General features: G+C 65.7%; 20 protein-coding genes and 1 pseudogene. 7 read left to right on the forward strand and 14 right to left on the reverse strand.

What is annotated here, in order from left to right:
- Positions 1-10: 10 nt before the first annotated feature.
- Genes H292_RS0112715 through H292_RS0112725 form a run of 3 tightly spaced genes read right to left on the reverse strand, consistent with a single transcriptional unit; the run spans position 11 to position 5,669 of the window.
- Positions 11-1,474 carry an NAD-dependent succinate-semialdehyde dehydrogenase gene (locus H292_RS0112715; protein WP_019664709.1) on the reverse strand — a complete coding sequence of 488 codons (1,464 nt, stop codon included), beginning with the start codon at positions 1,472-1,474 and terminating at the stop codon, positions 11-13.
- Positions 1,471-4,407: an FAD-binding and (Fe-S)-binding domain-containing protein gene (locus H292_RS0112720; protein WP_020111656.1), complete on the reverse strand. Its 2,937-nt coding sequence runs from the start codon at positions 4,405-4,407 to the stop codon at positions 1,471-1,473. The genes H292_RS0112715 and H292_RS0112720 overlap by 4 nt, the downstream gene beginning before the upstream one ends.
- Positions 4,404-5,669 carry an aspartate aminotransferase family protein gene (locus H292_RS0112725; RefSeq protein WP_019664711.1) on the reverse strand — a complete coding sequence of 422 codons (1,266 nt, stop codon included), beginning with the start codon at positions 5,667-5,669 and terminating at the stop codon, positions 4,404-4,406. Before H292_RS0112725 ends, H292_RS0112720 begins: the two co-directional genes overlap by 4 nt.
- A 91-nt stretch (positions 5,670-5,760) precedes the next feature.
- Between H292_RS0112725 and H292_RS0112730 the strand changes: the two genes are divergently transcribed.
- A complete protein-coding gene (locus H292_RS0112730; RefSeq protein WP_027498793.1) occupies positions 5,761-6,621 on the forward strand; it encodes a ribokinase in 861 nt (286 codons plus the stop codon).
- A 16-nt stretch (positions 6,622-6,637) separates the two neighbouring features.
- Here the strand turns inward: H292_RS0112730 and crcB are convergent, their stop codons facing one another.
- Complete coding sequence (crcB, locus tag H292_RS0112735) at positions 6,638-7,009, reverse strand: fluoride efflux transporter CrcB (RefSeq protein WP_020111658.1); 372 nt, start codon at positions 7,007-7,009, stop codon at positions 6,638-6,640.
- Positions 7,006-7,488, reverse strand: coding sequence for a fluoride efflux transporter FluC (locus H292_RS0112740; RefSeq protein WP_019664714.1), 483 nt, complete (start codon positions 7,486-7,488; stop codon positions 7,006-7,008). The genes crcB and H292_RS0112740 overlap by 4 nt, the downstream gene beginning before the upstream one ends.
- An 85-nt stretch (positions 7,489-7,573) precedes the next feature.
- Between H292_RS0112740 and H292_RS0112745 the strand changes: the two genes are divergently transcribed.
- The 6 genes and pseudogenes from H292_RS0112745 (at position 7,574) to H292_RS0112765 (ending at position 13,985) form a co-directional block, all read left to right on the forward strand.
- On the forward strand, positions 7,574-9,679 hold the full coding sequence (locus H292_RS0112745) for a RecQ family ATP-dependent DNA helicase (protein WP_027498794.1): 2,106 nt from the start codon (positions 7,574-7,576) through the stop codon (positions 9,677-9,679).
- Positions 9,680-9,877: 198 nt separating this feature from the next.
- Positions 9,878-10,378, forward strand: a pseudogene (gene ectA, locus H292_RS28585) (diaminobutyrate acetyltransferase); the annotation flags it as partial.
- Positions 10,379-10,426: 48 nt separating this feature from the next.
- Complete coding sequence (gene ectB / locus H292_RS27130) at positions 10,427-11,701, forward strand: diaminobutyrate--2-oxoglutarate transaminase (RefSeq protein WP_231383838.1); 1,275 nt, start codon at positions 10,427-10,429, stop codon at positions 11,699-11,701.
- A gap of 63 nt (positions 11,702-11,764) precedes the next feature.
- Positions 11,765-12,163: an ectoine synthase gene (locus H292_RS0112755; protein WP_019664717.1), complete on the forward strand. Its 399-nt coding sequence runs from the start codon at positions 11,765-11,767 to the stop codon at positions 12,161-12,163.
- 11 nt (positions 12,164-12,174) lie between these two features.
- Positions 12,175-13,107 carry a D-isomer specific 2-hydroxyacid dehydrogenase family protein gene (locus tag H292_RS0112760; protein WP_020111661.1) on the forward strand — a complete coding sequence of 311 codons (933 nt, stop codon included), beginning with the start codon at positions 12,175-12,177 and terminating at the stop codon, positions 13,105-13,107.
- A 17-nt stretch (positions 13,108-13,124) separates the two neighbouring features.
- A complete protein-coding gene (locus tag H292_RS0112765) occupies positions 13,125-13,985 on the forward strand; it encodes an NAD-dependent protein deacetylase (RefSeq protein ID WP_019664719.1) in 861 nt (286 codons plus the stop codon).
- Positions 13,986-14,042: 57 nt separating this feature from the next.
- On the opposite strand, the gene proB is transcribed toward H292_RS0112765, so the two are convergent.
- The 9 genes from proB to H292_RS0112815 form a co-directional block, all read right to left on the reverse strand.
- Positions 14,043-15,179, reverse strand: a complete 1,137-nt coding sequence (proB, locus tag H292_RS0112770; RefSeq protein WP_019664720.1) for a glutamate 5-kinase — start codon at positions 15,177-15,179, stop codon at positions 14,043-14,045.
- A 6-nt stretch (positions 15,180-15,185) separates the two neighbouring features.
- Positions 15,186-16,634, reverse strand: coding sequence for a GTPase ObgE (obgE, locus tag H292_RS0112775; protein ID WP_027498796.1), 1,449 nt, complete (start codon positions 16,632-16,634; stop codon positions 15,186-15,188).
- 164 nt (positions 16,635-16,798) lie between these two features.
- Positions 16,799-17,062 carry a 50S ribosomal protein L27 gene (gene rpmA / locus H292_RS0112780; protein WP_019664722.1) on the reverse strand — a complete coding sequence of 88 codons (264 nt, stop codon included), beginning with the start codon at positions 17,060-17,062 and terminating at the stop codon, positions 16,799-16,801.
- A 66-nt stretch (positions 17,063-17,128) separates the two neighbouring features.
- Entirely contained in the window at positions 17,129-17,440 is a 312-nt protein-coding gene (rplU, locus tag H292_RS0112785) for a 50S ribosomal protein L21 (protein ID WP_020111663.1), read from the reverse strand.
- A 226-nt stretch (positions 17,441-17,666) separates the two neighbouring features.
- Positions 17,667-21,446 carry a translation initiation factor IF-2 N-terminal domain-containing protein gene (locus tag H292_RS0112790; protein WP_020111664.1) on the reverse strand — a complete coding sequence of 1,260 codons (3,780 nt, stop codon included), beginning with the start codon at positions 21,444-21,446 and terminating at the stop codon, positions 17,667-17,669.
- A 513-nt stretch (positions 21,447-21,959) separates the two neighbouring features.
- Positions 21,960-22,373, reverse strand: coding sequence for a nucleoside-diphosphate kinase (gene ndk, locus H292_RS0112800; protein WP_026347734.1), 414 nt, complete (start codon positions 22,371-22,373; stop codon positions 21,960-21,962).
- An 80-nt stretch (positions 22,374-22,453) separates the two neighbouring features.
- Positions 22,454-22,849 carry a DUF4233 domain-containing protein gene (locus tag H292_RS0112805; RefSeq protein ID WP_020111666.1) on the reverse strand — a complete coding sequence of 132 codons (396 nt, stop codon included), beginning with the start codon at positions 22,847-22,849 and terminating at the stop codon, positions 22,454-22,456.
- Positions 22,846-24,276, reverse strand: coding sequence for a bifunctional tetrahydrofolate synthase/dihydrofolate synthase (gene folC, locus H292_RS0112810; RefSeq protein WP_020111667.1), 1,431 nt, complete (start codon positions 24,274-24,276; stop codon positions 22,846-22,848). The genes H292_RS0112805 and folC overlap by 4 nt, the downstream gene beginning before the upstream one ends.
- Positions 24,276-26,978 carry a valine--tRNA ligase gene (locus H292_RS0112815; protein ID WP_442978563.1) on the reverse strand — a complete coding sequence of 901 codons (2,703 nt, stop codon included), beginning with the start codon at positions 26,976-26,978 and terminating at the stop codon, positions 24,276-24,278. The genes folC and H292_RS0112815 overlap by 1 nt, the downstream gene beginning before the upstream one ends.
- Positions 26,979-26,999 lie beyond the last annotated feature (21 nt).

A 26,999-nucleotide genomic window follows, 5' to 3' on the forward strand; every position in this document is an offset into this window, starting at 1 on the left:
CTCTCCTCCGCTAGGACCTCGGGATAGCAAAATACTTGTACTCGAGGAACTCGTCGATACCGACCCTGCCGCCCTCGCGGCCCAACCCCGATTGCTTGACCCCGCCGAACGGCGCCGCCGGGTTGGACACGAGCCCCGTGTTCAACCCGACCATCCCTACTTCCAGCCGCTCCCCCATCCGGAGCGCTCGATCGATGTCCTGGGTGAACACGTATCCGACGAGTCCCCATTCGGTGTCGTTGGCCAACGCGATCACCTCGTCCTCGGTGTCGTACGGAACCACAGCGGCCACCGGCCCGAAGATCTCGGTCGACATCAGATCCGATGCGGGATCCACCGAATCGAGCACCGTCGGCGGGTAGAAGTACCCCGGGCCGTCGTCCGGCGCACCTCCGACGACTGCGCGGGCGCCTCGCTCCAGAGCGTCGTCGACGAGGCGCTGCACCTTGGCCCGGCCGTCCTCGTCGATGAGCGGCCCGACCTCCACTCCGTCACCGTCGCCGGGGCCGACGTTCAGTGCGTCCATTCGCGCGCCCAGCTTCTCGGCGAACTCGATTGCCACGGAACGATGTACGAAGAACCGGTTGGCCGCGGTGCATGCCTCGCCCATGTTGCGCATCTTCGCTACCATCGCGCCGTCCACGGCCCGATCGACGTCGGCTCCCTCGGCGACGACGAAGGGTGCATTGCCACCGAGTTCCATCGACGTACGCATCACCGTCGGTGCAGCCTGCGCCAGAAGAATCTTCCCTACTTCGGTCGAACCGGTGAAGCTGATCTTGCGCGCGTCTCCGCTCGCCATCCACGAACCGACGACGCTCGCAGCGTCGGTCGTCGGTACGACGTTGACGACTCCGTCCGGCACTCCCGCCTCGACCAGAATTGCGGCCAGGGCCAGAGCGGTCAGAGGTGTCTGTTCGGCCGGTTTGAACACCACGGTGCACCCGGCGGCCAATGCTGGGCCGATCTTTCGCGTACCCATGGCGAGCGGAAAGTTCCACGGGGTGACCAGGATGCACGGGCCGACGGGTTCGCGGGTGACGATGATGCGGTTCTTCCCGTCGCCGGTCAGGGTGTGATCACCTGAAATCCGCACCGCTTCTTCCGAGAACCAGCGAAAGAACTCGGCGCCGTAGGCGACCTCACCGCGCGCATCCGCCAGCGGCTTTCCCATCTCGGCGGTGATGATCGCGGCGAGTTCCTCGGTGCGCTCGACGATCAACTCGAAAGCCCGACGGAGGATGATGCTGCGTTCACGAGGAGCCGTCTGCGCCCACGACTTCTGGGCTTCCGATGCGGCTGCCATGGCCGCCTCCGCATCGGTGACGCCGCCGTCGGCGACGGTGGCGATGGTCTCACCTGTCGCAGGATCGACGACGTCGAACGTCTTTCCGCCGTGTGCGTCGCGCCAGTGGCCGCCGATGAACACCTGGGTCGGTGAATCGATCTCGGGTCGGGTCAGTGATGTGGTCATACGTCCCTCCTGGTGGTGCCTGGATCGAGAATGTGCGCGAGGTGCGTCGAGGCCCCGGCGCTGTGGTTGTCGGTGAGCTGGCGGACCTGCATGTGGCAGCTGAAACCGTCGGTGAGGATCGGTCGATCCCCCGCCCGACGCACGGCCGGAGCGAGGGCTTGTTCGGACACCTTCATGCTCATCTCGTAGTGATCGGGTTCGAAGCCGAAGTTTCCTGCCACGCCGCAGCATCCGGTTGCTTCGTCGATCGACTCGATTCCTGCAGCGGCCAACGCCTTCCGTTGGGTCGCTTCACCGAAGACGGCGTATTCGTGGCAGTGCGTCTGGACGGTCACGGCGTCCGGAACCGTCGCCGTCGGCGTCCACCCGCCTGCCGCCTGGTCGATCACTGCGCCCGCGAAGCTCTGCACGCGCGCTGCGACGCGTCGTGCGGCGTCGGTGTTCACCAGTTCCGGTAGGTCCTTCTTCAGTGCCGCCGCGCAACTCGGTTCGGTGACGACGATGGGACGGTCGGTGCCGTCGTCGAGCGCGTCCGCCGTCCGAGCAAGGTGCTTCCTGGCCGTCGCAAGCTGCCCGGTGGAGATCCAGGTGAGCCCGCAGCAGACGTCGCTGCGGCACTCGGCTGTTCGGCCAGCGTCGGCGAGGACTCGAACAGCAGCGCCGACGATCTCCGGCCGAAATCCCTTCGTGAACGAGTCGACGAACAGCACGACGTCACCGCCCTGGACCGAGTCGGTCGTCTGCGCCTTCAGTTCTGCACGTGATGCGAATCGCGGAAGCGCGCGCTCGGTCGTCAGTCCTCCGAGTTTCGCTGCCAGCACACCGATTCTGGGCGTCAGAACGGCATTGAGTGCCGGAGCGATCCGCGCGGTCACCTTCAGCCATCGCGGAAGCCATCCCAGCGAATAGTGCGCCATCGGACGCACCCGGCCAGCGTAGTGATGGTCGAGGAATTCCGCCTTGTAGGTCGCCATGTCCACGCCGACCGGACAGTCGGACGAGCACGCCTTGCAGGAGAGGCACAGATCGAGGGACTCCTTGACATCGGTGGATGCCCATCCCTCGGCGACGGTTCTCGAGCTGCGTACCATCTCCTGCAGCACTCGTGCCCGCCCGCGGGTGGAATCCTTCTCGTCACCGGTCGCCCGGAAACTGGGGCACATCACTCCGCCACTGCTCGATCGACAGCGGCCGACTCCGACACAGGACTGTGTGGCGTGGACGAACGGGTCGAGGTGCGGGACCGGTCGAGGATCCGGGCCCGATCCGATCTGGTGCAGATCGAAGGTCGTCTTCCACTCCCGCTTCGGGATGTTCGCCAGCGCAAGGTCGTTCATCATCGGCGCCGGGTCGGTGATACTGCCCGGGTTGAGCAGTCCGGCAGGGTCCCAGATGCCTTTGAAGCGCTCGAACGCCCTCAGCATCGTGGTCGAGTACATCACCGGCAGCAGCTCCGAACGAGCGCGCCCGTCACCGTGTTCGCCGGACAGCGACCCGCCGTGACGGACCACGAGGGCTGCCGCATCCCGCAGGAACGCGTTCATGATCGCGCGGCCTTCGTCCGTCCGCTGGTCGAACGTTATGCGCACGTGCATGCATCCGGCACCGAAATGCCCGTACATCACTCCGGTCAAGCCGTGGTGTGCCAGCAGGTCGCGAAAGTCGGCCAGATACGCCGCGAGTTTCTCCGGGGCCACCGCCGAATCCTCCCAGCCGGGCCAGGATTCGGTGATACCGCTCGCGCCGTCCGACAGTCGCGCCGACAGTCCAGCGCCGTCCTCACGCACTCGCCACAACGACTTCCGCTCGGACGGGTCGGCGACGACGCGACCGTCCTTCAACCGTCCCAGTTCTCGGAGTCGCTCGAGCAGACGCTCGGCCTTGTCCTCCACCTCGGTGGGGTCATCGCCGTCGAGGTCGACGTACAGCCAGGCGTTGCCGGACGGGAGGCCGCGCACCGAGTCCGCGCCGCGACGCATCCGCATGGTGTCGACGATCTTCTCGTCGATGCCTTCGATCGCGGCGGGAGAGAATTCGAGAATCGTCATGACGTCCTCGGCTGCTTCGACGACGTCCTCGTATCCCAGACTGAGCAACAGGGCAGCCGGAGGTACCTCCACGAGAGACACCGTCACGGCGACGACGATCGCGCAGGTGCCCTCGCTACCCACGAGCGCACGCGCCACGTCGAATCCGTTCTCGGGCAACAGGGTCGACAGGTGAAATCCCGACACCTGACGCGGAATGAGACCGAGCTCGAGACGGAGATCCGCCATGTGGTCCGAGACGAGCGACCGCAGGTCCGCAGCGATCCGAGTGGCGGCCTCGACCGACCGGGAATCGGAAGGATCCACGGCGGCGAGTCCGTCCCGTGTGGCCCGTAGAAGATGACCGTCCGAAGTGACGACATCGAGGGCGATCGTGTGATCGGCCGTCCGTCCGTAGCGCACCGAGTGGTTGCCGCAGGCATCGTTGCCCACCGCGCCGCCGACGGTGGCACGAGACTTGCTCGACGGATCGGGTGCGTACGTCAGCGCCCCTGCCGTCTCCGCCGACACGGCGGCGGCGAGTTCGGAGATGACGATTCCCGGCTCGACGACAGCGGATTTCCCCTGCTGATCGATCGACACGACCCGGTTCATGTGACGGGAGAAATCCAGAACGATTCCAGCGCCGATCGCGTTGCCCGCCATGGAGGTGCCGCCTCCCCGGCTGACTATGGGTACGCAGGCATTCGCGCACGCTCGGACCACCGTCCGGACCTCGTCCGCGGTTGCCGGAAACACGACAGCGAGAGGTGGCACGCGGTAGTTCGAGGCGTCGTAGGAGTACTCGGCACGCCGTCGAGGTGAGTCGTCCACCTCGATGTCCGTCCTCCGCAGAACATCGAACACGCGCGCGGCGGCTTCGGGTTCGGGATCGAGAACGGTCACAATGCTCGCTTCAGGGTCCGGGCGATCGCGTCGAGTCCTTCGGCGACTTCGTCGTCGGTGACCACGAGCGCGGGAATGATGCGGACGACGTTTCCGAATCCCCCGCAGGTGAGGAGCAGCAGACCTTCGGAAATTGCGGTCTGCTGCACACGGGTTGCCGCCGCGGCGTCGGGAGCTCCGTTGTCGTCGACGAATTCGAGTGCTTGCATCAGACCGAGGCCGCGAGCATCGCCGATGGCCGAGTACTGCCCCTTCAGCTCGTTCAGTCCATCGAGAAGAACAGCGCCCTGCTCGGCTGCGTTGTCGACGAGGCCCTCGTCCCGCACCACGTCGAGTGTGGCCACTGCGGCGGCTGCGGCAACGGCGTTGCCGCCGTATGTCCCTCCCTGCGAACCCGGCCACGCCTTGGACATGAGTTCCTCGGACGCAGCGATTGCCGAGATCGGGAAGCCCGAGGCGAGTCCCTTCGCGGTGACGACGATGTCGGGGCGCGCAGCCGAGTGCTCGTGCCCCCAGAACTTGCCGGTGCGTCCGACACCTGCCTGAACTTCGTCGAAGACCAGGACGATGTCGTGTCGATCCGCGCGCTCGCGCAGTCCTTCGAGGAAGGCGGGCGGGGTCGGCAGGTAGCCACCGTCGCCGAGCACAGGTTCGATGATGAACGCGGCAGTGTCGGCGGGGCTGGACACCGTCGCCAGAAGGTAATCGAGCTCCTTCAGAGCGAACGCGACGGCCGTCTCGGTGTCCCAGCCGTAGCGGAATGCGTACGGGAACGGCGCGATGTGCACGCCTCCCATGATGGGCGAGAAACCGGAACGGAACTTGGTGCCCGCCGTCGTCAGCGACGCCGCCGCGACCGTTCGGCCGTGGAACCCTCCGTGGAACGCGATGATGTTGGGACGCCCGGTGGCCATTCGTGCGAGGCGGATCGACGCCTCGACGGCTTCGGAGCCGGAGTTGGCGTAGAAGACGCTGTTCAGTCCGGCGGGCAGCACGTCACCCAGTTTCTCGGTCAATTCCAGGAGCGGCTTGTGCATCACGGTCGTGTACTGCGCGTGAATGATCTTGCCGACCTGTTCCCGCGCGGCCTCGACGACCTTCGGATGGCAGTGCCCGGTACTGGTGACGCCGATTCCGGTGGTGAAGTCCAGGTACTTGTTTCCGTCGGTTCCGTAGATCCAGCTGCCCGACGCGTAGTCGACGACAACCGGTGTGGCCTGCTTGAGTGCGGGGCTGAGGTGTGTGCGAGCTGGAGCTGTCATGCGAACTATCGTGGTTCAGGATTTGCAGATTGTCAACAATCTGCAACCAATCGCCTCGTCGGGCTTCGGACGTCGCGGATATCGTCGGCTCATGCCAACGACCCGTGTTGCCGTCCTCGGCAGCATCAACATGGACCTCACGACGTTCACGCCGCGGCTGCCTCAGCCGGGTGAGACCCTGCTCGGCACCACCTTCGCAGCCTCGCAAGGAGGCAAGGGCGCAAACCAGGCGTTGGCGGCCGCACGCTCGGGTGCCGACACGACCTTCCTCGGGGCCGTCGGCTCCGACGCGTTCGGCCAGGATCTGATCGACACTCTGACCGAGGCCGGCATCGACACGTCCCTGGTTCGCCACGTCGACGGACCGAGCGGCGTCGCCTCGATATCCGTGGACAGCGATGGCGAGAACACGATCGTCGTCGTCGCGGGCGCCAACTCGTCACTGCTCACCCTGTCCGACGCCGAGCGTGACGCCATCGCGGGGGCCGACATCCTCATGTGTCAACTCGAGATCCCGCTGGAGACCGTCGTCGAGGGTGCAACACACGCGCGCGACCACGGCACTCTCGTTCTACTCAATCCCTCCCCTGCGCAGGACCTGCCGGACGAGCTCGTCGTGGCCGTCGACGTTCTCGTCGTCAACGAAGCCGAGGCACGGGAGTTGGCCGACGTCGTCTCCCGAGTGCCGCACGTCGTCACCACCCTCGGCGCGCGAGGCGCCCACTACCGCGGCCCCGAGTCGGCATCGGACTTCCGCGCGCCCACGGTCGACGCGATCGACACCACGGGAGCAGGCGACGCGTTCACCGGGGCGCTCGCCGCCGAGTGGTCCGCAGGCCCCGACGACGCAATCCGGTGGGCCTGTGCGGCAGGCGCTTTCGCAGCCACGCGACGGGGCGCCGGTTCCTCGTCGGGAACACGCACGGACATTCGAGGCGTCGGACAGGAATGAGCCTGGCTGCGGGCCGTCAGGCAAGCCCGGCGAGCCCGAATCCCGCGGCACACGCCGCAACCGACAGCACGAGCGTGCCGACGGCGTAGCCGATGGCCTTCGCGTGCTTCCCGGACCGGACGAGCCGGACGGTATCGACACTCGCGGTGCTGAACGTGGTGTATCCGCCGCAGAACCCGGTTCCGATCACAGCTTGAAGATCCGTCGAACCATTCTGCAACACAACGAGTCCCGCGAGAAGGCCGAGCACGAGAGAACCCGAGACGTTGATGGCCGCAATCGCCCACGGAATCCCCGATCGCGGAAATCGACTCCTGAACCACGAATCGACGGCGAACCGCGTCACCGCACCGAGTGCGCCCGCAAGAGCGACGAGGACGACGATCACCGAGCGCTCCTTCGGCGGTGACCGGCTGCTCCAACGACGATGCCCGCCCAGGCAGCGACGCCGCCGAGGACCACGGTCCCGGCCCCGTAAGCCGATGCGGTGGACCAGTGTCCGTCACGAGTCAGCAGCACCGCTTCCAGCGCGAACGTGCTGTAGGTGGTGAACGCCCCGCAGAACCCCGTCCCCGCGAGCAGACGTACTCGTTGCCGCACACCGATATCCGGTCCACGCCTCGCCAAGTTCTCCAGCACGAGGCCGAGGACGAACGCTCCGACGATGTTGATCACGAAGGTTGCCACCGGCCACCCGGAAGGCCGGTGCGGCAGCGCCTCCTCCACACCGACACGGGCGAGTGTTCCCACGACGCCGCCGACGAAGACCGACGCCAGCGCCGACATGCTCGAATGCAACGGACGCGTCGACGTCGTTTCGCGCTCTCCAGGATCCCCGCCGGAATCGCGGCCTCCGCCGTCTCCCATGTCGCCTCCTCGTACCACCTTCTGCAGAAGAGTATCGACCCTCGTCCGGTCGTTCCTTGTCACACCGGTGCGGCACGATGGTGCCATGACAACCGCATCGCACACGCCGACAGACCTGCGCGCCGACGCCGAGCGCCTGCTCCGCGAGCTCGCGGGGGACGGTGCGAGCCTGCGCGAGGATCAGTGGGTCGCCATCGAGGCACTCGTGGTCGGTCGACGCCGCGCACTGGTCGTCCAGCGAACCGGGTGGGGAAAGTCGGCGGTGTACTTCATCGCAGCGAAGTTGCTTCGGGAACAAGGCCTCGGCCCGACGGTCATCGTCTCGCCGTTGCTGGCACTGATGCGCAACCAGGTCGCCTCGGCGGAGCGTGCGGGAGTGAAGGCCGCGACCATCAACTCCGGAAACATGACCGAGTGGGAAGACATCCACGCCGACGTCGCAGCGGGCAGACTGGACGTTCTGCTGGTCAGCCCGGAGCGCCTGAACAACCCGGACTTCCGCGATCAGGTTCTACCGTCGCTGGCCGGCGACGCGGGCCTGGTCGTCGTCGACGAGGCCCACTGCGTGTCGGACTGGGGTCATGATTTCCGGCCGGACTACCGTCGCATCAGGACCTTGATCTCCGAACTGAGAGAAGGAATTCCGGTTCTGGCCACCACCGCGACCGCCAACGACAGAGTGGTGTCGGACGTCGCCGCACAGTTGGGAGTCGGCGGCGGTGACACCCTCGTGCTGCGCGGAGGCCTCGAACGGGAATCACTGCATCTGTCGGTCGTGCAGATCGAGAACTCGACCGAGCGAGCGGCGTGGCTCGCGTCGCATCTCGCGCAACTGCCCGGTTCCGGGATCATCTACACCCTGACGGTCTCCGCAGCCAAGGACCTCGCCGCGTTGCTGTCCGATCAGGGCCTCGCCGTTGCCGCGTACACCGGCCAGACCGACACGACGGAACGCGAGTCGCTCGAGACCGACCTGCTGAACAACGAAGTCAAAGCTCTGATCGCGACCTCGGCCCTCGGGATGGGATTCGACAAACCGGACCTCGGTTTCGTCGTGCACATGGGCGCCCCTTCATCTCCTATCTCGTACTACCAGCAGGTCGGGCGTGCAGGCCGCGGCACCGATCGCGCCGAGGTGATCCTGCTTCCCGGTCACGAGGACAAGCAGATCTGGAGTTACTTCGCGTCGGTTGCGTTTCCGCGGGAACACGTCGTCAGGCAGGTGATCGAGACTCTCGATCCGGTGAAGCCTCAATCGACACCGGCCCTCGAACCGTTGGTCGACTTGAATCGCAGTCGATTGGAGATGGTCCTCAAGGTCCTCGACGTCGACGGCGCGGTGCAGCGTGTTCGTGGTGGATGGATCGCGACCGGCGAGCCGTGGACGTACGACGCCGAGCGCTACGAGCGGCTCGAACAGGCTCGCGACTCCGAACAGCAGGCCATGGTCGACTACCAACGCACCGACGGCTGTCGCATGGATTTCCTCCGGCGCCAACTCGACGACCCGGACCTGACGGACACTCCGTCCCGATGTGGCCGATGCGACAATTGCACAGGCCAGTCTTACTCTGCACAGGTCGAACAGGCTGCTGTCGATCAGGCTCGCAGCAGGTTGGACCGCCCGGGACTCGACCTTCCCCCGCGCAAGCAGTGGCCGAGCGGAATGAAGAAGCTCGGCGTCTCACTGTCGGGAAAGATCACCGACGGGCACGAACCCGGTCGCGTCCTGGGAAGGTTGACCGACCTCGTCTGGGGAAACCGCCTGCGTTCCGTCCTCGACGGTCCGGACGAGGCAGCGCCGTCGTCGTTGGTCGATGGATGCATCAAGGTCCTCGCATCGTGGGATTGGAAGGTCCGCCCGACGGCTGTCCTGGCCCTCGAATCCGCGTCGCACCCGGTACTCGTCAGGTCCGTGGCGAGCGAGCTCGCACGGATCGGCCGGCTCACCGACCTGGGAGTTCTCGGTCAACGGCCAGATCATCCGGTGGTGACGGCCTCCAACTCGGCCTTTCGGGTCGCGGGGCTCGTGGACTCCTGGGACATCCCGGACCTCGACAGCGTCGACGGGCCGATACTGCTGGTCGACCTCGTGACCGACACCGGATGGACGTTCACCTGCGCCGCCGACGCCCTGCGTAGGGCCGGAGCGGACGCCGTGCTCCCGTTCGCTCTTGCCACCCCCAAGTAGACGCCCCGAGGACACTAAGTCCAGACTGTGGATCGGCGGCAGGTTATCGGAGCCGAAACTGCTCGCCGTTACCCTGAATCACACATTTGTGACCAGCGTCACAATCACCCTCTAACCTGGGGAAGCAAGGTGGTTTAGAGGGTCAATTTCCCGGGGTACATGAAATGCCATGGCCACCTTGTTACGTTTGTATTTCCTATGAAGCCCGCACAGCTGAGAGCGACCTCAATCACTGCGCCGGACGCAGTGAAGTTTCGTAGTCCAAAGATTTCCGACGGAGTCCGGCTCTGGGAGATCGCAAGAGATTCGAGGGTGCTCGATCTCAACTCGAGCTACTCGTACATCCTGTGGTGCAGGGACTTTGCTGCAACATCCGTCGTGTCGGATGTCGGCGGCAGAGCAGTTGGTTTCGTCACCGGCTACATCCGGCAAGACTCCCCCACAACGTTTTTCGTGTGGCAGGTTGCGGTCGATGCCGATCAACGAGGCAAAGGTCTCGCCGGTCGTATGTTGAACGAACTGCTCGATCGCCTCACCCCCCAGGGCATCACACACCTGGAAACCACGATCAGCCCCGACAACGAGGCCTCGATCGCACTGTTCACGGCCCTCGCTCGAACACGAGGGACCGACATTGGAAAATCAGATCTGTTCGCGCCCAATGATTTCCCTGATAGCCACGAGGCCGAGGAGCTCTACACCGTAGGCCCCGCCGCCGTGCGCACAAACGAAAGGAACAAGCAGAACATGACCGAAAAGATTGTTACCACAGAGAAGCCCGACGTCTTCGAGACAGTCGAGTCCGCCGTCCGCAGCTACAGCCGTCAGTGGCCCGCTGTGTTCAAGACCGCGAAGAACTCGACCCTCGTGGACGAGAGCGGCCGCGAGTACCTCGACTTCTTCGGTGGCGCAGGCGCACTGAACTACGGCCACAACAACCAGATCCTCAAGGACGCTCTGGTGGATTACATCCAGAGTGACGGCATCACGCACGGGCTGGACATGTCCACCGTCGCCAAGCGCGAGTTCCTCGAGTCGTTCAAGAAGAACATCCTTGACCCGCGCGGACTCGACTACAAGGTTCAGTTCCCCGGCCCCACAGGCGCCAACACCGTCGAGGCAGCTCTGAAGCTCGCCCGCAAGGTGACCGGACGTGAGTCGATCATCAACTTCACCAACGCTTTCCACGGCATGACACTCGGCGCGTTGTCGGTCACCGGCAACTCGATGAAGCGAGCCGGCGCCGGAATTCCGCTGGTGCACACCACCCCGATGCCGTACGACAACTACTTCGGCGGTGTCACCGAGGACTTCCAGTGGTTCGAGCGTGTCCTCGACGACTCCGGCAGCGGATTCAACCGTCCGGCAGCAGTCATCGTCGAAACCATCCAGGGTGAAGGCGGCATCAACGTCGCTCGTCCGGAATGGCTTCGTGCACTGGCCGAGTTGTGCTCGCGCCGCGAGATCCTGCTGATCGTCGACGACGTCCAGATGGGGTGCGGCCGCACCGGCCAGTTCTTCTCCTTCGAAGAGGCGGGCATCGTCCCGGACATCGTCACGCTGTCGAAGTCCATCGGCGGCTACGGAATGCCCATGGCACTCACCCTCTTCAAGCCTGAGCTCGACGTGTGGGCGCCGGGTGAGCACAACGGCACCTTCCGTGGTTTCAACCCGTCGTTCGTCACCTCGAAGACGGCCATCGACACCTACTGGTCCGACGACAAGTTCGAGAAGGAAGTTCTCGCCAAGGGCGAGCACATCCAGGACAACTTCATCAAGCTGTGCGCCAAGTACGACGGGGTGTCCACCCGCGGTCGCGGCATGGTCCAAGCGCTCGTCTTCGACGAGCCGGAGAAGGCAGGCAAGGTCGCTGCACTCTGCTACGACGAAGGACTGCTCGTCGAGACCGCAGGTCCGTCCGACGAGGTCGTCAAGCTGCTTCCGCCGCTGACCACGACAGTCGAAGAACTCGATCGCGGACTGGACATCATCGCAGGTGCTACTGCCAAGGTGTGCTCCTGATCCAGCAGGATCCGATCCTGCTGCACACCATCGAGCTGCACATTCGTCGAAGGGAGACAACACATGATCGTGCGTACCACCGAGGAAATCACCGGGACCGATCGCGACATCTCGAGCGAGGACGGCAACTGGCGCAGCAAGCGCATCGTCCTGGGCGGCGACAAGGTCGGTTTCTCGTTCCACGAGACCACCATTCAGGCCGGCACGGTGAACAACTTCCACTACGCCAACCACATCGAGGCCGTCTGGCTCATCGAGGGTGAAGGCACGTTGACCGATCGCGAGACCGGCGAGACGTACGAACTCGGTCCGGGATCGATGTACCTGCTGAACGGCAACGAGCGCCACACCGTCGAGCCGCGCACCCAGATGCGCATGTTGTGTGTGTTCAACCCGCCGGTAGTCGGCAACGAGACCCACGACGAGAACGGTGTCTACCCGCTCGTGGAAGTTCCCGCATAAAGTTTGTTCTCATGACTCCACCCCGCTCGAATGCTGTTGCCGTCGGACCCGAAGAGGACCGCATCACGGTTTCTGCGATCGAGCGGGGTGGAGCCGTTGTTGCGCCTCTGGCCGACGCGTCGGGCCTAGTCTGGACCGAGGGGCCGTCGAGGTTTCCGACGACTCTGCCGTCGACCGTCGAGTGGGTGCAGCTGCCGTCCGCGGGTGTCGAAGCGTGGTTCGAGGCCGGAGTGTTCGACGCCCATTCTTCGGTTCTGTTCACCTCCGCTGCGGGCGCCTACGCTGCCACCGTCGCCGAACACGCTCTTGCACTGCTGCTCGCGGGCGTGCGTGCTCTGCCCGAGCACCTCGAAGCCCGCTCCTGGCAGCAGGAGCGATTTCTGAGCAAGGTCGGCACGCTGCGCGGGTCGACGATCACGATCCTCGGAGCAGGCGGAATCGGCCGGGCGTTGATCCCGCCGCTCACCGCGCTCGGGGCGGAGGTCGTCGCGGTGAACCGCTCGGGCCGACCCGTGCCGGGTGCAGTGCGCACGTTGCCCGTCACCGCTCTGGCCGATGTGTGGCCCGGCACCGACCACGTCGTGATCGCTGCACCGGCGACACCGGCCACCCGCCACCTCGTCGGCGCGCAGGAACTGGCTCGGCTGCAGAAGCATTCCTGGCTGATCAACGTGGCACGTGGGTCACTCGTGGACACCGATGCTTTGGTCGACGCCCTCACTGCCCGGACCATCGGTGGCGCAGGCCTCGATGTCACCGACCCCGAGCCGCTGCCCGACGGCCATCCTCTGTGGACGTTGCCGAACGCGGTCGTCACTCCGCACGACTCGAACCCGACCGCGCTACGTCACGCTGCCTACGCCGACCACGTCGCATCCAACGTCGCGCGCTTCGTCGCAGGTGAGACGCTTGCCGCGCGCATCGACTCGACGCAGGGATACTGAGCGCTAACCTGGAGAACGTGGCAACGACAGTCCGCGCAGCCCCCTCTGCCAGCCGGCTCGACGACATCGTCGAGCTGCTGACCGGCAAGCGGGTCGCCGTCGTGTCGGGCGCAGGTATGTCCACCGATTCCGGGATTCCCGATTACCGGGGCCCGGACTCTCCGCCGCGCAACCCGATGACCTTCCAGCAGTTCGTCGGCGACGACGAGTTTCGCCGTCACTACTGGGCACGCAACCACGTCGGCTGGCGACACATGGACGCTGCGCAACCCAACCGCGGCCACCGAGCTCTCGCGGCCCTGGAGCGTCGCGGAAACGTTTCCGGCGTCATCACCCAGAACGTGGACATGCTGCACACCAAGGCAGGCAGCCGACGGGTCATCGACCTACATGGTGTCTACGCCCGCGTGACGTGCCTCGACTGCGGACGGCTCGTGTCCAGGTACACACTGGCCCGTCGCCTCGAAACGCGAAACCCCGGCTTTCTCGCCAGCGTCGCGCCGGCCGACGGCGTGGAAATCGCCCCCGACGCCGATGCTGTCATCTCCAGCACCGCCCACTTCCGCATGGTGGACTGCGAGGCGTGCGGTGGTGTGCTGAAACCGGACATCGTGTACTTCGGGGAGAGTGTCCCCAAGCCTCGAGTCGCGGAAGCGTTCGACCTCGTCGACTCGGCGGACGCACTTCTCGTACTCGGGTCGTCTCTCACGGTGATGTCGGGCCTGCGGTTCGTCCGCCGCGCCGCGAAAGCAGGCATCCCCATCGTCGTGGTCAACCGTGGATCCACCCGCGGCGACGAATTCGCATCGATCGTCAGCGCTGCCGGGTGCTCGGAAACTCTCACCGGACTGCTCGACGCGCTGCCGCCAGTGCACTGACCACAACCACAACCGGCCCCTGGCGCTCCTCACCGCTCGAATGAATCCCCGAGTCCGCTACAGCTCCACGGACACCAGGTCGTCGGCGTGAACCACTGGCCGCTGGAGTTCGGGAGCCAGGTCGGAGCTCGACTTCCCGAGCATGCCGGACAACTCGGACGCGTCGTACGCCACTACTCCCCTGGCGACGACGGCTCCAGCGGGATTGCGCAGTGCAACGACGTCGCCTCCGTGGAAGTTGCCGGTGATACCGACGATGCCGGCGGACAGCAGCGAGCGCCTGAGTTCGACGACGGCACGCACGGCGCCCGCGTCGAGGTGCAGGTCGCCGTCGACATCCGCGGCGTGCCGGACCCAGAACTTCCGTGACGACAGTCGGATCGGCCGGGCAGCGAAGGCCGTTCCGACTCCCGCATCGGTGAGTGCGTCGTTCGCGTCGGACGCAGCGGCAAGCAGGACCGGCACACCAGCATCGGCTGCGAGTCGCGCAGCGGACAATTTGGAGGCCATTCCGCCCGTGCCGAGTGCTCCTCCGGATCCTGCAACCACTCCGTCCAGGTCTTCCGGGCTGTCGACCTCGGGGATGAGCGTCGCGTCGCCCTTGCGCGGGTCGCCGTCGTACAGACCGTCGACGTCGGACAGCAGAACCAGTGCGTCTGCTCCCGACAGGTGCGCGACGAGGGCTGCCAGCCGATCGTTGTCACCGAATCGGATCTCGGCGGTGGCGACCGTGTCGTTCTCGTTCACCACGGCGACCGCTCCGAGCGAGCGCAACCGGTCCAACGTACGTTGCGCGTTTCGGTGATTGGTGCGTCTGGCGATGTCCTCGGCCGTCAGCAGTACCTGCCCGACGGTACGACCGAAACGTCCGAACGACGTGCCCCACGCATGCGCCAACGCGAGCTGGCCGACACTGGCCGCAGCCTGTTTGGTCGCGAGGTCTCGTGGCCGCTTGGTCAATCCGAGCGGCGCAATTCCGGCTCCGATGGCACCGGACGACACGACGATCACGTCGGTCCCGGCACGCATACGAGTCTCGACGGCTTCCGCCAACGCATCGAGACGCGTGACGTCGAGGCCGCCGACCAGGGACGTCAGCGCCGAGGATCCGATCTTGACGACGATGCGCTTGGCGCCCGCGATGGTGCTTCTCGTCGCCGATACCCTTGACGCAGAATCGGATTCAGCGCTCACGTTCCCTCACTCTTCGGGGTCGAGCCCACGCCGGACTCGACGAGCGTGCTTACGTTCGTCCGCGCTGATGCGCTCGACCTGATCGAGCCGTGCGTCGGTGCCACGTCCGGTGCGGACGATGTCGACGCCGGCGGAAGTCTGCGGTTCCCAGTCGAACGTGACGTCACCGATGGTGACCGATGCGCCCGGCTCCGCTCCGAGTTTGATCAACGCGTCCTCGACGCCGAGACGTGCCAACCTGTCGGCGAGGTAGCCCACGGCCTCGTCGTTGCTGAACTGTGTCTGCGCGACCCACCGTTCGGGTCGTGTACCGAGCACCAGGAAACCGCCGGGCACGTCGGGATCCTTGACGACCTCGAAGCCGTCCTCGTTGCGTGCCACTGGACGGATCACTGCACGACGAGGCTCTGCAGGCGGGTGCGCCGCCCGGTACTCCTCGACCATCTTCGCCAGAGCGAAGATCAAGGGCTTCAATCCTTCTCGGCTCACAGCCGAGATCGTGAACACCGGCCAACCGCGCGCCTCGAACTCGGGGGTCACCATCTCGGCGAGCTCGGCAGCCTCCGGGATGTCGGCCTTGTTGAGCACGACGATGCGGGGACGGTCGGCCAGGTCACCCAGGCTCGCATCACCGAGCAGCGCGGGCTTGTAGGCAGCGAGTTCGGCTTCCAGCGCGTCGACGTCCGAGACCGGATCGCGACCGGGATCCAGTGTCGCGCAGTCGACCACGTGAGCGAGCACCGCTGTCCGCTCCAGGTGCCGGAGGAAGTCGAGACCGAGCCCCTTGCCCTGGCTGGCTCCGGGAATCAGACCAGGAACGTCGGCGACGGTGTAGGTCGTGTCACCGCTGGACACGACACCCAGGTTCGGCACGAGTGTCGTGAACGGGTAGTCCGCGATCTTCGGCTTGGCGGCCGACAGCACCGACACGAGAGATGATTTACCGGCGGACGGAAAGCCGACGAGTCCGATGTCCGCGACGGATTTGAGCTCGAGCACCAGGTCGCGCTCGACGCCTTCCTCACCGAGGAGGGCGAAGCCGGGAGCCTTACGGGCTTTGGACGACAGCGCTGCGTTGCCGAGTCCGCCCCGGCCGCCGGGCGCAGCGTCGAATCGAGTGCCCTCACCGATCATGTCCGCGAGAATGCGGCCGTCCTTGTCGAGGACGACGGTGCCGTCGGGCACCTTCAGGATCAGATCCTCGCCGTTGGCGCCCTCTCGGTTGCCACCCATGCCCTGGGTTCCGTTGCTGGCCTTGGCGTGCGAGTGGAAGTGGAAGTCGAGCAGCGTGTGCACACTGCTGTCCACGACGAAGACGACTCCGCCGCCGCGTCCACCGTTGCCGCCGTCGGGTCCGCCGAGCGGTTTGAACTTCTCGCGATGAACCGAAGCGCAGCCGTTGCCGCCTTTACCGGCGCTGACGTGCAGCACCACGCGGTCTATGAATCGTGACATGGCTGCCTTCGATCCTTCCTCGGTCAGGTGACCGAATGTCTGTGCCCCACGAACGCGATAAGGGCGGACCGGGTGTCTTAGACCCTGGTCCGCCCTCGTCGTAGATCGTGGGGTGCGCCGTGCGGATCGCGTGCGATCCCCGGGCGCGGATGGTGCAGCGGAGACTAGGCCTCGACTGCGACCGGAACGATGTTCACGGTCTTGCGTCCACGCTTGGCGCCGAACTCGACGGCACCTGCGGACAGTGCGAACAGTGTGTCGTCGCCACCACGGCCGACTCCGACACCGGGGTGGAAGTGCGTGCCGCGCTGACGAACCAGGATCTCGCCTGCGCTGACCGTCTGGCCACCGAAACGCTTGACGCCGAGGCGCTGTGCATTCGAGTCGCGACCGTTACGGGAGCTGGATGCACCCTTCTTATGTGCCATGTTGCGTACCCTCCTCGGGTAAGAAGATCGCCGGTGCCCTGTGAGAAACCGGCTGAGAAGAACTGGTTACTTGATACCGGTGACCTTGAGGACGGTCAGCTTCTGCCTGTGTCCCTGACGCTTGTGGTATCCGGTCTTGTTCTTGAACTTGTGGATGCGGATCTTCGGGCCCTTGGTGTGCTCGACGATCTCGCCGGCGACGGACATCTTCGCCAGCTTCTCTGCATCTGTGGTCAGGTCGGAACCGTCAACGACGAGGACCGGAGCAAGCGAGACAGCAGTGCCGGGCGCTCCCTCGATCTTCTCGACCTTGACGAGGTCACCAACAGCGACCTTGTACTGCTTTCCGCCGGTCTTGACGATCGCGTACGTTGCCATCGGAGGGCTACCCCTTGCTTCTTCGAACTTGCTCGCGCTGCCCACGGCAACACGACTGGTCTGATCTTGCTTTGTTCTTGCTTTCAAACATCCCGGCATCTATCCCGATCAACGCTCCTGCCTTCCGCGAACGGAGCCAGGGCACAGCAGACCGGTGTCGCCGGGAGCGACTTATCAAGGTTACGGCAGACGGGCGGCCATGGTCAAACCGCCCGTCCCCTGTTCCCTATGCGTCTACGGGAGGACCCGCCGGTCGTGCTGCACTGCGGCGGCGCCGCGGCCGAGCCACCGGCAGTTCTTCCGGCACGTCCCCTGCATCCACCTGGGCGAATGCAGGCGTCGTCACCGGTTCCGGCGCAGGCTCGTCCGCAGCGTCCGTGCCGTCCGACGTTGCCGAGATCACGAAGACTGCTCCCGCGTCCGGTCCGGTCTCGGTCGGTGCTGCAGCCTTGCGAGCCACTCGCCGTCCGCGCTTGGCCTTGACCGGAGCCTCGGACGCTGCGGGTTCGTCCGCTGCACCCGACTCGGCGACAGCAGGTTCGGGCGCAGCCTCTTCGGCAGCGGGACGATCCGTTGCCGCTTCCGATGACGGAGTCTCGGCATCCACGTGCGTGGTCGACTCTGCTGCTTCGGCTGCGCCTGTGTCTTCGACTACTGCCGATGCAGTGGGACGCGACGCCTTTCGGCGTGCACCGCGTCCACCTCGACGGGACGAGCCGGTGGGTGCCGCTTCCGTGCCGTTCGACTGGGACTCCTGCAGAGCCCCTGCGTCCGACACCGATGCGTCCGACACCGCCACGTCCGACACCGCTACGTCCGACACCGCTACGTCCGACACCGCTACGTCCGACACCGATACGTCCGACACCGATACGTCCGATACCGATGCGTCGTCGTTGCCCTGTACGGCGGCGACGTCCGAGGCGTCGATGACCTTGTTCTCCGTCGACGCCGATGCGTCGTGTTCCACCACGTCGGCGGGTGTGACGTCGGCGACCACTTCGTCGTGGTGCGCTGCCATTGCCAGGGCGACCGGATGGGCTCGCTTGACGGCAGGCTCAGCCGTGGGTTCGGAGTGATCGGAGCCGTGGGAGTGGCCATTCCCCGTGCCGTTGCCGTTGGAACCGGCGTTGCCGTTGGAACCGGCGTTGTCGGACTTGTCGCGTCCACGACGCTTGCGCTGCGAACCGGAGTCCCCTCGTGAGGAGCCCGAGCGTGCACCGTCGTCGGGCTTGGCCTCCACCGGGAACGGATGCACGATGATTCCGCGGCCCTGGCAGTGCTCACAGGTCGTCGAGAAAGCCTCGACCAGACCGGTTCCGAGCTTCTTGCGTGTCATCTGGACGAGACCCAGCGACGTCACCTCGGACACCTGATGGCGTGTTCGGTCGCGACCGAGAGCTTCGGTCAGTCGACGCAGAACGAGGTCACGGTTCTGTTCGAGCACCATGTCGATGAAGTCGACGACGATCATGCCGCCGATGTCACGGAGGCGCATCTGCCGGACGACTTCCTCGGCTGCTTCGAGGTTGTTGCGGGTGACCGTCTCTTCGAGGTTTCCGCCCGCGCCGGTGAACTTGCCGGTGTTGACGTCCACCACGGTCATCGCTTCGGTGCGGTCGATCACCAGGGTGCCGCCGGACGGGAGCCACACCTTGCGATCGAGTGCTTTCGCGAGCTGCTCGTCGATTCGGTGGGCCTCGAACACGTCGGGCTGACCTGGTTCGGCGACGTGGCGCTCGAGCTTGGGAAGCATGTCGGCGGCGACGGTTTCGATGTAGGTCGACGTTGTCGACCATGCCTTGTCACCTTCGATGACGAGCTTGACGAAGTCCTCGTTGAACAGGTCGCGGATGACCTTCACCAGCAGATCGGGCTCTTCGTAGAGCGTCTGCGGCTGGCTGCCCTTGCCGGACTCGGCCTTCGCCGATGCTTCCTCGATGGATGCCCACTGCGCCTGCAGCCGCGACACGTCGCGAGCCAACTCTTCCTCGCTGACACCCTCCGCAGCCGTGCGGATGATGACGCCTGCCTCGGACGGGACGATGTCGCGGAGAATTTCCTTCAGACGCTTGCGTTCGGTGTCCGGAAGCTTGCGGCTGATGCCGGTCGAGCTGCCGCCGGGCACGTACACGAGGTAGCGACCGGCCAGCGACAGCTGCGTCGTGAGCCGGGCACCCTTGTGCCCCACCGGGTCCTTGCTGACCTGCACCAGGACTTGATCGCCCGGCTTGAGTGCCTGCTCGATCTTGCGGGAGTTGCCTCCCAGACCGGCGGCGTCCCAGTTGACCTCGCCTGCGTAGAGCACACCGTTGCGGCCACGGCCGATGTCGATGAAAGCGGCTTCCATGCTCGGCAGCACGTTCTGGACGCGTCCGAGGTACACGTTGCCGACCATCGACGCCGACGCACTGCTGGTGACGAAGTGCTCCACGAGCACGCCGTCCTCGAGAACGGCCACCTGGGTGGTGTCGCCGTGATCCGGGAAGGACTTCTCGCGAACCACCATCACGCGGTCCACGGATTCGCGACGAGCCAGGAATTCGGATTCGGTCAGGATCGGCGGACGGCGACGGCCGGCGTCGCGTCCGTCGCGTCGACGCTGGCGCTTCGCTTCGAGCCGCGTCGATCCGGTGATGCCCTGAACTTCGTCCTTGTTGCGGGACTTGGTGCGCGGCTCACGCTCGTGAACCACGGTGTTGGGCGGGTCGTCCTCGGACGATGCCGTGTCCGACGACGCGTCACCGGAACTGCGGCGACGACGGCGACGACGCCTGCGGCGGCTCGAACCGTCGGCTGCATCCTGCTCGTCGTCCGAATCGTCGGAGTCGGACTCGGCCGACGCGTCGCCGTTGTCCTGCACATCGTCGTCACCCGACTCGGCCGATGCGTCGTCGGCGGACTTGGCGCCGCCACGTGACCTGCTACGCCGACGCGAGCGCCGTTCACCGGTCGGCTTCGAGTCCTCGGCGGTGTCATCCTCGGTGGATTCGTCCTCCGAGTCACTGCTGTCGGTGTCACTGTCCGACCCCGAGGGCTCGGACGGAGCCGCGACGTCATCGGCATCCGAGTCGGCGCCCTGATCGCCGGCACCCTGGTCATCGGCGTCGTTCGAGCTGGAGTCGTCCGGGCTGCTGTCGCCGGCCTGGTCACCACGTCCACGGCCGCGACCTCGGCGTCCACGACGGCGGCGACGCGGCTGAGAGTTGTCGTCGTCGGCATCCCCGTCGTCGGAACCGTCCTCCGACGAGGTGTCCACGGAGGAGGTCGCGTCGGACGGCGTTTCGTCGATGCCTGCGTCTGCGGAAGCGGGCTTGCTGTCCGGCGAGTCGGTTGCCTGGGGGCGGGTGCCCTCGGACTCCTCGGTCGAGGCGTCTGCAGTCGCGGTCACTGCCTGCGTGTCCGCTGCGTTCGGGTTCGCGTCTGCTGCCGACGAGTCCGCCGCGGGGCCAGCTGCCTTCTTGCTCCGACGCCGCGCACGAGGAGGTTCGGCTACGGCCTCGGGCTGGAGGAAGAGAGGTCCGGAGAAAGTCGGACGTGCCACCCGAGCCGCAGTGTCGGTTGCAGCAGCGTCGGCCGCAGCGCTCTCGGCGGGCACGTCGGTCGAGAACAAGGTCTGCGCGGGCTGAGGCTCAGCGACGTCCGGCTCTGCGACGTCCGGCTCTGCGACGTCCGGCTCGGCGACCTGCGCCTCTACCGCCTCGGGTGCTACAGCAGCGGGTTCCACAGCAGCGGGTTCCACAGCAGCGGGCGTCACCGCTTCCGGCTCTGCGAACGAGGCGTGGACCGTCTGGGCGACGTCGCGGCCGAGGCTGGACTGTGCGCTGCGGGCCTCGATACCGAGTTCGCCGAGCTTGGCCAGCACTTGCTTGCTGGTCACCCCGATGATCTTCGCCAGCGCGTGCACGCGCAGGCGGTCCGGGAACGTCGGGGCTACCTCGGCGCCACCTTCTGCACTTCCCGTGTTCGAATTCTGTACATCTTCCGGCGGGGCTTGATCGGCCACGTATGTCTCCTCGGGCCCCCGGGCGCGTCCACCTTCGACTGCTGGGTGTGACGCGGCCACGCGAGGGCAATCCTTGTGTCCTGACGAAAGGTTTGACGTCAGTGTTGTCTTGTCACGCTCTTGGTCTCGCTCCGTGTCCGAGGCACCGCCACGGTCTGTGGTCGGTGCACCGAGCACGGTGCCTGGCTGGATGGCTGTGGTGTCCTCCGGTACGAGCGCCTGATCATCAAGCGTGCCTGTGACGGCGGAGGCTTCCGCTCGCCGTCGGCAGCGATGACGGGCATCGCACGCGAAGGTGTCATCCGGTTGCTGACACGAGAACACCGATGTGTCGGCGTTCGATCGTCCTGCTGGTACTGAAAATTTCTCGAATGCTGGTGGTCGGTGAAACTGAAACTGTGTAAGCAACCTTCGCCAGTATCCCACACCGAGGGTCGCCTGCCCGCCACACCGCCGAGAATGCGTCCTCAGCGGCGTGGCGAAGGGCCGGTTCGTGCTGCGGTATCGAGCGGGTCAGGACAGTCCGGGGAACCACAGTGCGATCTCGCGCTCGGCGGATTCCACCGAGTCGGAGCCGTGCACGAGGTTCTGCTGCCCGTCGAGGGCGAGGTCCGCGCGGATGGTACCGGGGACGGCCTTGGCGACCGGGTCGGTTCCTCCGGCGATCTGACGGAACGCCGCGATCGCGCGTGGCCCTTCGAGGACAGCGGCGACGACGGGTCCCGAGGTGATGAACTCGAGCAGGTCGGGGAAGAACGGCTTGCCTTCGTGCTCGGCATAGTGGGCACTGGCCAGCGCGGTCGGAACGGTCTTGAGCTCGAGGGCTGCGATGCTCAATCCCTTCTTCTCGATGCGGCCGAGTATCTCTCCCACGTATCGGCGGGCTACTCCGTCGGGCTTGATCAGTACAAGGGTGCGCTCAGTCACGATCACAGACAGTAGTGGACAGTGCTCGCGCACTCATCCCTGGCGTCGACCTTCGGCGTCGACTTCCCCCGCGTGAGACGTCAGTCCCGCTGGCCGTACAGCATTCCGCGTTCGATTCGGCGCGTGATGTCTCGGCGGAGATACAGCAGGTAGGCCCACACTGCCGCGAAGATCAGCCCGACGATTCCGATCGACAGGTGGATGAACACTCCGAGGATCACGAGAACCTGGAGAACGAGGTTGATCTGCATCCCCTGCGGGCGGCGCTGCATTCCGCTCGCGAGGATCATCAGGACGGCGAGTCCGACGATGTAGAGCGTCGAGAACCACGTGAGCCCGCCTCCGACCGTCGCGACCACCGGCAGTGCCAGCAGGATCACGATCATTTCGAGGATCAGGGTTCCCGCGCAGACTCCCCGGAAGCCCTTCCACGGATCGTTGGTGGGCGGTTTGAACCCACCGGTCGCCTCGGTCATACCGGTTCCTTTCCGAACAGGGTTCTGGCGGCACCTGCGGTCACGACCGAACCGGTGACGACGACGCCCGCTCCGGACACTGCTTCACCAGGGTCAGCGACCTCTTCGGCCAGGCCGATGGCGGTTTCCAACGCGTCGGCCAGGGTCGGCGACACCACCACACGTTCGTCACCGAATTTGGCGACGGCGATGTTGGCGAGTTCTTCCACGTCCATTGCGCGCGGAGAACCGTTGTGGGTGACGACGATCTCGTCGAACACGGGCTCGAGCGCGGTCAACATCGCGTCGACATCCTTGTCGCCCATGACGCTGACGACACCCACCAATTTGCGGAAGTCGAACTCGTCGGCCAGCGTGGCCGCGAGTGCGCGCACACCGTGTGGATTGTGCGCGGCGTCGAGGAAGACCGTCGGTGCATTGCGCACCCGCTCGAGTCGTCCTGGGTTCACGATGGAGCCGAAGGCCGCGCGGACGATCTCGACGTCGAGTTGCCTGTCCGCTCCCGCACCGAAGAAGGCTTCCACCGCGGCCAGGGCGAGAGATGCGTTGTGCGCTTGATGTTCGCCGTGCAGGGGAAGAAAGATGTCGGTGTAGACGCCGCCGAGGCCTTGCAGTTCGAGTTGCTGACCGCCGACGGCGATCCGGCGGGCAAGTACACGGAACTCAGACCCTTGACGGGCGACGGCTGCGTCCGCCTCGACCGCGGCGCGGAGGACGACGTCGAGAGCCTCCGGCTTCTGCTCCGCGATGACGGCGACCGTGTCTCTCGGCACGAGCCGTTCCGGCGCCTTCGTGATGATGCCCGCCTTCTCCCCCGCAATTCCTGCGAGGTCGGAGCCGAGAAACTCCGTGTGGTCGAGGTCGATCGGCGTGATGACCGCGACTTCACCGTCGACGACGTTGGTCGCATCCCACCGGCCGCCCAATCCGACTTCCACGACGGCGACTTCGACGGGTGCCTCCGCGAACGCGGCGAATGCCATCGCGGTGGTCACCTCGAACTTGCTCATTCTCGGACCACCGGCAGCCTGCGACTGCGCGTCGATCATCTCCACGAAAGGTGCGATCTCGTTGTAGGTGTCGACGTAGAGTCGCGGCGAGATCGGTGCGCCGTCGATACTGATACGTTCCGTGGCCACCTGTAGGTGAGGGCTCGTCGTCCGACCGGTGCGCCGATGGAAATGCGTCAGCAACGCGTCGATCATCCGGGTGACCGATGTCTTCCCGTTCGTCCCCGCGACGTGGATGGACGGATACGCCTTCTGCGGCGAGCCCAGAAGGTCCATCAGCGCCGCGATCCTTGCGGTGCTCGGCTCGATCTTCGTCTCGGGCCAGCGCTTGTCGAGCTCGGCCTCGACGAGAGCCAACTCGGCGAGATCGACTGGCCCTGGGTCGCCCTGGCTCGCGGGCTGATCGTATTCGGTCACTACTCACCCGTCGTTTCGAGTCGCGCCGAGATGCGCGCGATCTCCTCGGTGGCGATCTGCTGTCGGGTGCGGATCTTGTCGACGACGGCATCCGGCGCCTTGGCGAGGAACGCCTCGTTGCCGAGTTTCGCGGTGGTCTGGGCGAGTTCCTTCTCCGCGGCCGCGAGATCCTTGACCAATCGCGCTCGTTCGGCGACCAGATCGACCGTTCCCGACGTGTCGAGCTCCACGGTGACCGTCGCCTGCGACAGCCGGACCTCGACGGAGGCGGTGGCGCTGAAGCTCTCGTCCGGTTCGGTCAGTTTGGCCAACGAACGGGTCGCGGCCACTTGGTCGGTGATGTCGGCGTCCTCGACGCCGACAATCCTCGCCGCGACCTTCTGCGACGGCTTCAGTCCCTGATCGCTCCGGAACCGGCGAACCTCGGTGATCAGCTTCTGCATGTCCGAGACACGCCGTGCGGCAACCGGATCGGCGTCCACTCCGCTGTCGGTCGGCCAGGACGCGATCACGACGGACTCGCCGCCGGTGAGCACCTTCCACAGCGTCTCCGTCACGAAGGGCACGACCGGATGGAGCAGGCGAAGAACGGCGTCGAGCACGTTGCCGAGCACGCCTCGCGTCGACTCCGCATGCGCGGTGTCCGCGAACTGAACCTTCGCGATCTCGAGGTACCAGTCGCAGACCTCGTCCCACGCGAAGTGGTACAGCGCCTCACATGCCTTGCTGAACTCGTACCGCTCGAACGCGGCGTCGACCTCGCCGCGGACCTGCTCGAGCCGATCGAGAATCCACCGGTCGGCGTCGGTGAGGTCGGTGCGAGCCGGCAGCTCGGCGGGCGCAGCGCCGTTCATCAGTGCGAATTTCGTCGCGTTGAAGAGCTTGTTGGCGAAGTTGCGCGAGGACTGCGCGTGGTCCTCGCCCACCGACAGGTCGGCCCCGGGATTGGCGCCTCGTGCAAGCGTGAAGCGCAGTGCATCCGCACCGAAGCGGTCGACCCAGTCCAGCGGGTCGATTCCGTTGCCGCGGGATTTGGACATCTTCTTGCCGAACTGGTCCCGGACGAGACCGTGCAGGAAGACGTCCTTGAACGGAACGTTGCCCGGCTCTGCGCCTGCATTCACCGACGCATCGCCGGAGACGTAGGTGCCGAACATCATCATGCGAGCGACCCAGAAGAACAGAATGTCGTAGCCGGTGACCAGCACGCTCGTCGGATAGAACTTGGCCAGGTCGGCGGTCTCGTCCGGCCATCCCATCGTCGAGAACGGCCAGAGGCCGGACGAGAACCAGGTGTCGAGAACATCCGGGTCCTGCACCCAGCCTTCGGGGGCGGTCTCGCCCGGGCCCAGGCACACGGTCTCGCCGTCGGGGCCGTACCAGATCGGGATGCGATGACCCCACCAGAGCTGACGGGAGATGCACCAGTCGTGCATGTTGTCGACCCAGGCGAACCAACGCGGTTCCTGGCTTGCGGGGTGAATGACGGTGTCGCCGTTGCGGACTGCGTCGCCTGCCGCTTTCGCCAGGCCGTCGACCTTGACCCACCACTGCAGGGAGAGGCGTGGTTCGATGGATTCACCACTGCGCTCGGAGTGTCCGACGCTGTGGAGGTAGGGCCGCTTCTCGGCGACGACACGTCCCTGCTCGGCTAATGCCTCGCGCACCTTCACCCGGGCTTCGAACCGGTCGAGACCGTCGAATTGCGTACCGGTGTCGGCGATTCGGCCGGTCTTGTCCATGATGGTCGGCATCGGCAGGTTGTGCCTCAGCCCCATCTCGAAGTCGTTGGGATCGTGCGCGGGCGTGATCTTGACCGCGCCGGTACCGAATTCGGGATCGACGTAGTCGTCGGCGATGATCGGGATGTCGCGGCCGGTGAACGGGTGCGGCAGCGTCGTGCCGACGAGGTGCTTGTACCGCTCGTCCTCGGGGTGGACGGCCACCGCGGTGTCACCGAGCATCGTTTCGACACGCGTGGTCGCGACGATCACGTGTGGTTCGTCGTCGTTCAGCGACCCGTATCGCAGCGACACGAGTTCGCCCTCGACGTCCTCGAACTTGACCTCGATGTCGGAGATCGCCGTCTGCAGCACCGGTGACCAGTTGACGAGACGTTCGGCGCGGTAGATCAGACCGTCGTCGTACATGCGCTTGAAGATGGTCTGCACGGCCTCGGACAGGCCGTCGTCCATCGTGAATCGTTCGCGGTTCCAGTCGACACCGTCGCCGATGCGCCGCATCTGGCCGAGGATGGTGCCGCCCGATTCGCGCTTCCAGTCCCAGACCTTGTCGACGAACAGTTCGCGACCGAACTCTTCCTTGGTCTTGCCGTCGGCCGCAAGTTGCTTCTCGACGATGGTCTGCGTGGCGATACCGGCGTGGTCCATGCCCGGCAGCCACAGCACCTCGTAGCCGAGCATCCTCTTGCGACGACTGAGTGCGTCCATCAACGTGTGATCGAGCGCGTGGCCCATGTGCAGGCTGCCCGTCACGTTCGGTGGCGGCAGAACGATCGAGTAGGCAGGCTTGTCGGTGCTCGGGTCGGCCTCGAAGTATCCGGCGTCGACCCACCCCTGATACAGCTCGGCCTCGACCTCACCGGGGTTCCAACTCTTGGGCAACGCCTCGCTCGGGTTGCTCCGCGGGCTGTCGTCTTGCCCCGCTGCGTTGTCCGGGGTCTCAGGCACTGAACTGGTCACCCGACGATTCTAGTGGTCGCG

This window comes from Rhodococcus sp. 114MFTsu3.1 (assembly GCF_000383555.1).
In the GTDB taxonomy this organism is placed as follows: domain Bacteria; phylum Actinomycetota; class Actinomycetes; order Mycobacteriales; family Mycobacteriaceae; genus Rhodococcoides; species Rhodococcoides fascians_E.

What these genes read in the sequence shown, in the direction of transcription:
- H292_RS0112715 (WP_019664709.1), bottom strand. Translation starts at nt 1,474, where the DNA reads ATGACCACATCACTGACCCGACCCGAGATCGATTCACCGACCCAGGTG.
- H292_RS0112725 (WP_019664711.1), bottom strand. Translation starts at nt 5,669, where the DNA reads ATGACAGCTCCAGCTCGCACACACCTCAGCCCCGCACTCAAGCAGGCC.
- H292_RS0112730 (WP_027498793.1), top strand. Translation starts at nt 5,761, where the DNA reads ATGCCAACGACCCGTGTTGCCGTCCTCGGCAGCATCAACATGGACCTC.
- H292_RS0112740 (WP_019664714.1), bottom strand. Translation starts at nt 7,488, where the DNA reads ATGGGAGACGGCGGAGGCCGCGATTCCGGCGGGGATCCTGGAGAGCGC.
- H292_RS0112745 (WP_027498794.1), top strand. Translation starts at nt 7,574, where the DNA reads ATGACAACCGCATCGCACACGCCGACAGACCTGCGCGCCGACGCCGAG.
- ectB (WP_231383838.1), top strand. Translation starts at nt 10,427, where the DNA reads ATGACCGAAAAGATTGTTACCACAGAGAAGCCCGACGTCTTCGAGACA.
- H292_RS0112755 (WP_019664717.1), top strand. Translation starts at nt 11,765, where the DNA reads ATGATCGTGCGTACCACCGAGGAAATCACCGGGACCGATCGCGACATC.
- H292_RS0112760 (WP_020111661.1), top strand. Translation starts at nt 12,175, where the DNA reads ATGACTCCACCCCGCTCGAATGCTGTTGCCGTCGGACCCGAAGAGGAC.
- obgE (WP_027498796.1), bottom strand. Translation starts at nt 16,634, where the DNA reads ATGTCACGATTCATAGACCGCGTGGTGCTGCACGTCAGCGCCGGTAAA.
- rpmA (WP_019664722.1), bottom strand. Translation starts at nt 17,062, where the DNA reads ATGGCACATAAGAAGGGTGCATCCAGCTCCCGTAACGGTCGCGACTCG.
- rplU (WP_020111663.1), bottom strand. Translation starts at nt 17,440, where the DNA reads ATGGCAACGTACGCGATCGTCAAGACCGGCGGAAAGCAGTACAAGGTC.
- H292_RS0112805 (WP_020111666.1), bottom strand. Translation starts at nt 22,849, where the DNA reads ATGACCGAGGCGACCGGTGGGTTCAAACCGCCCACCAACGATCCGTGG.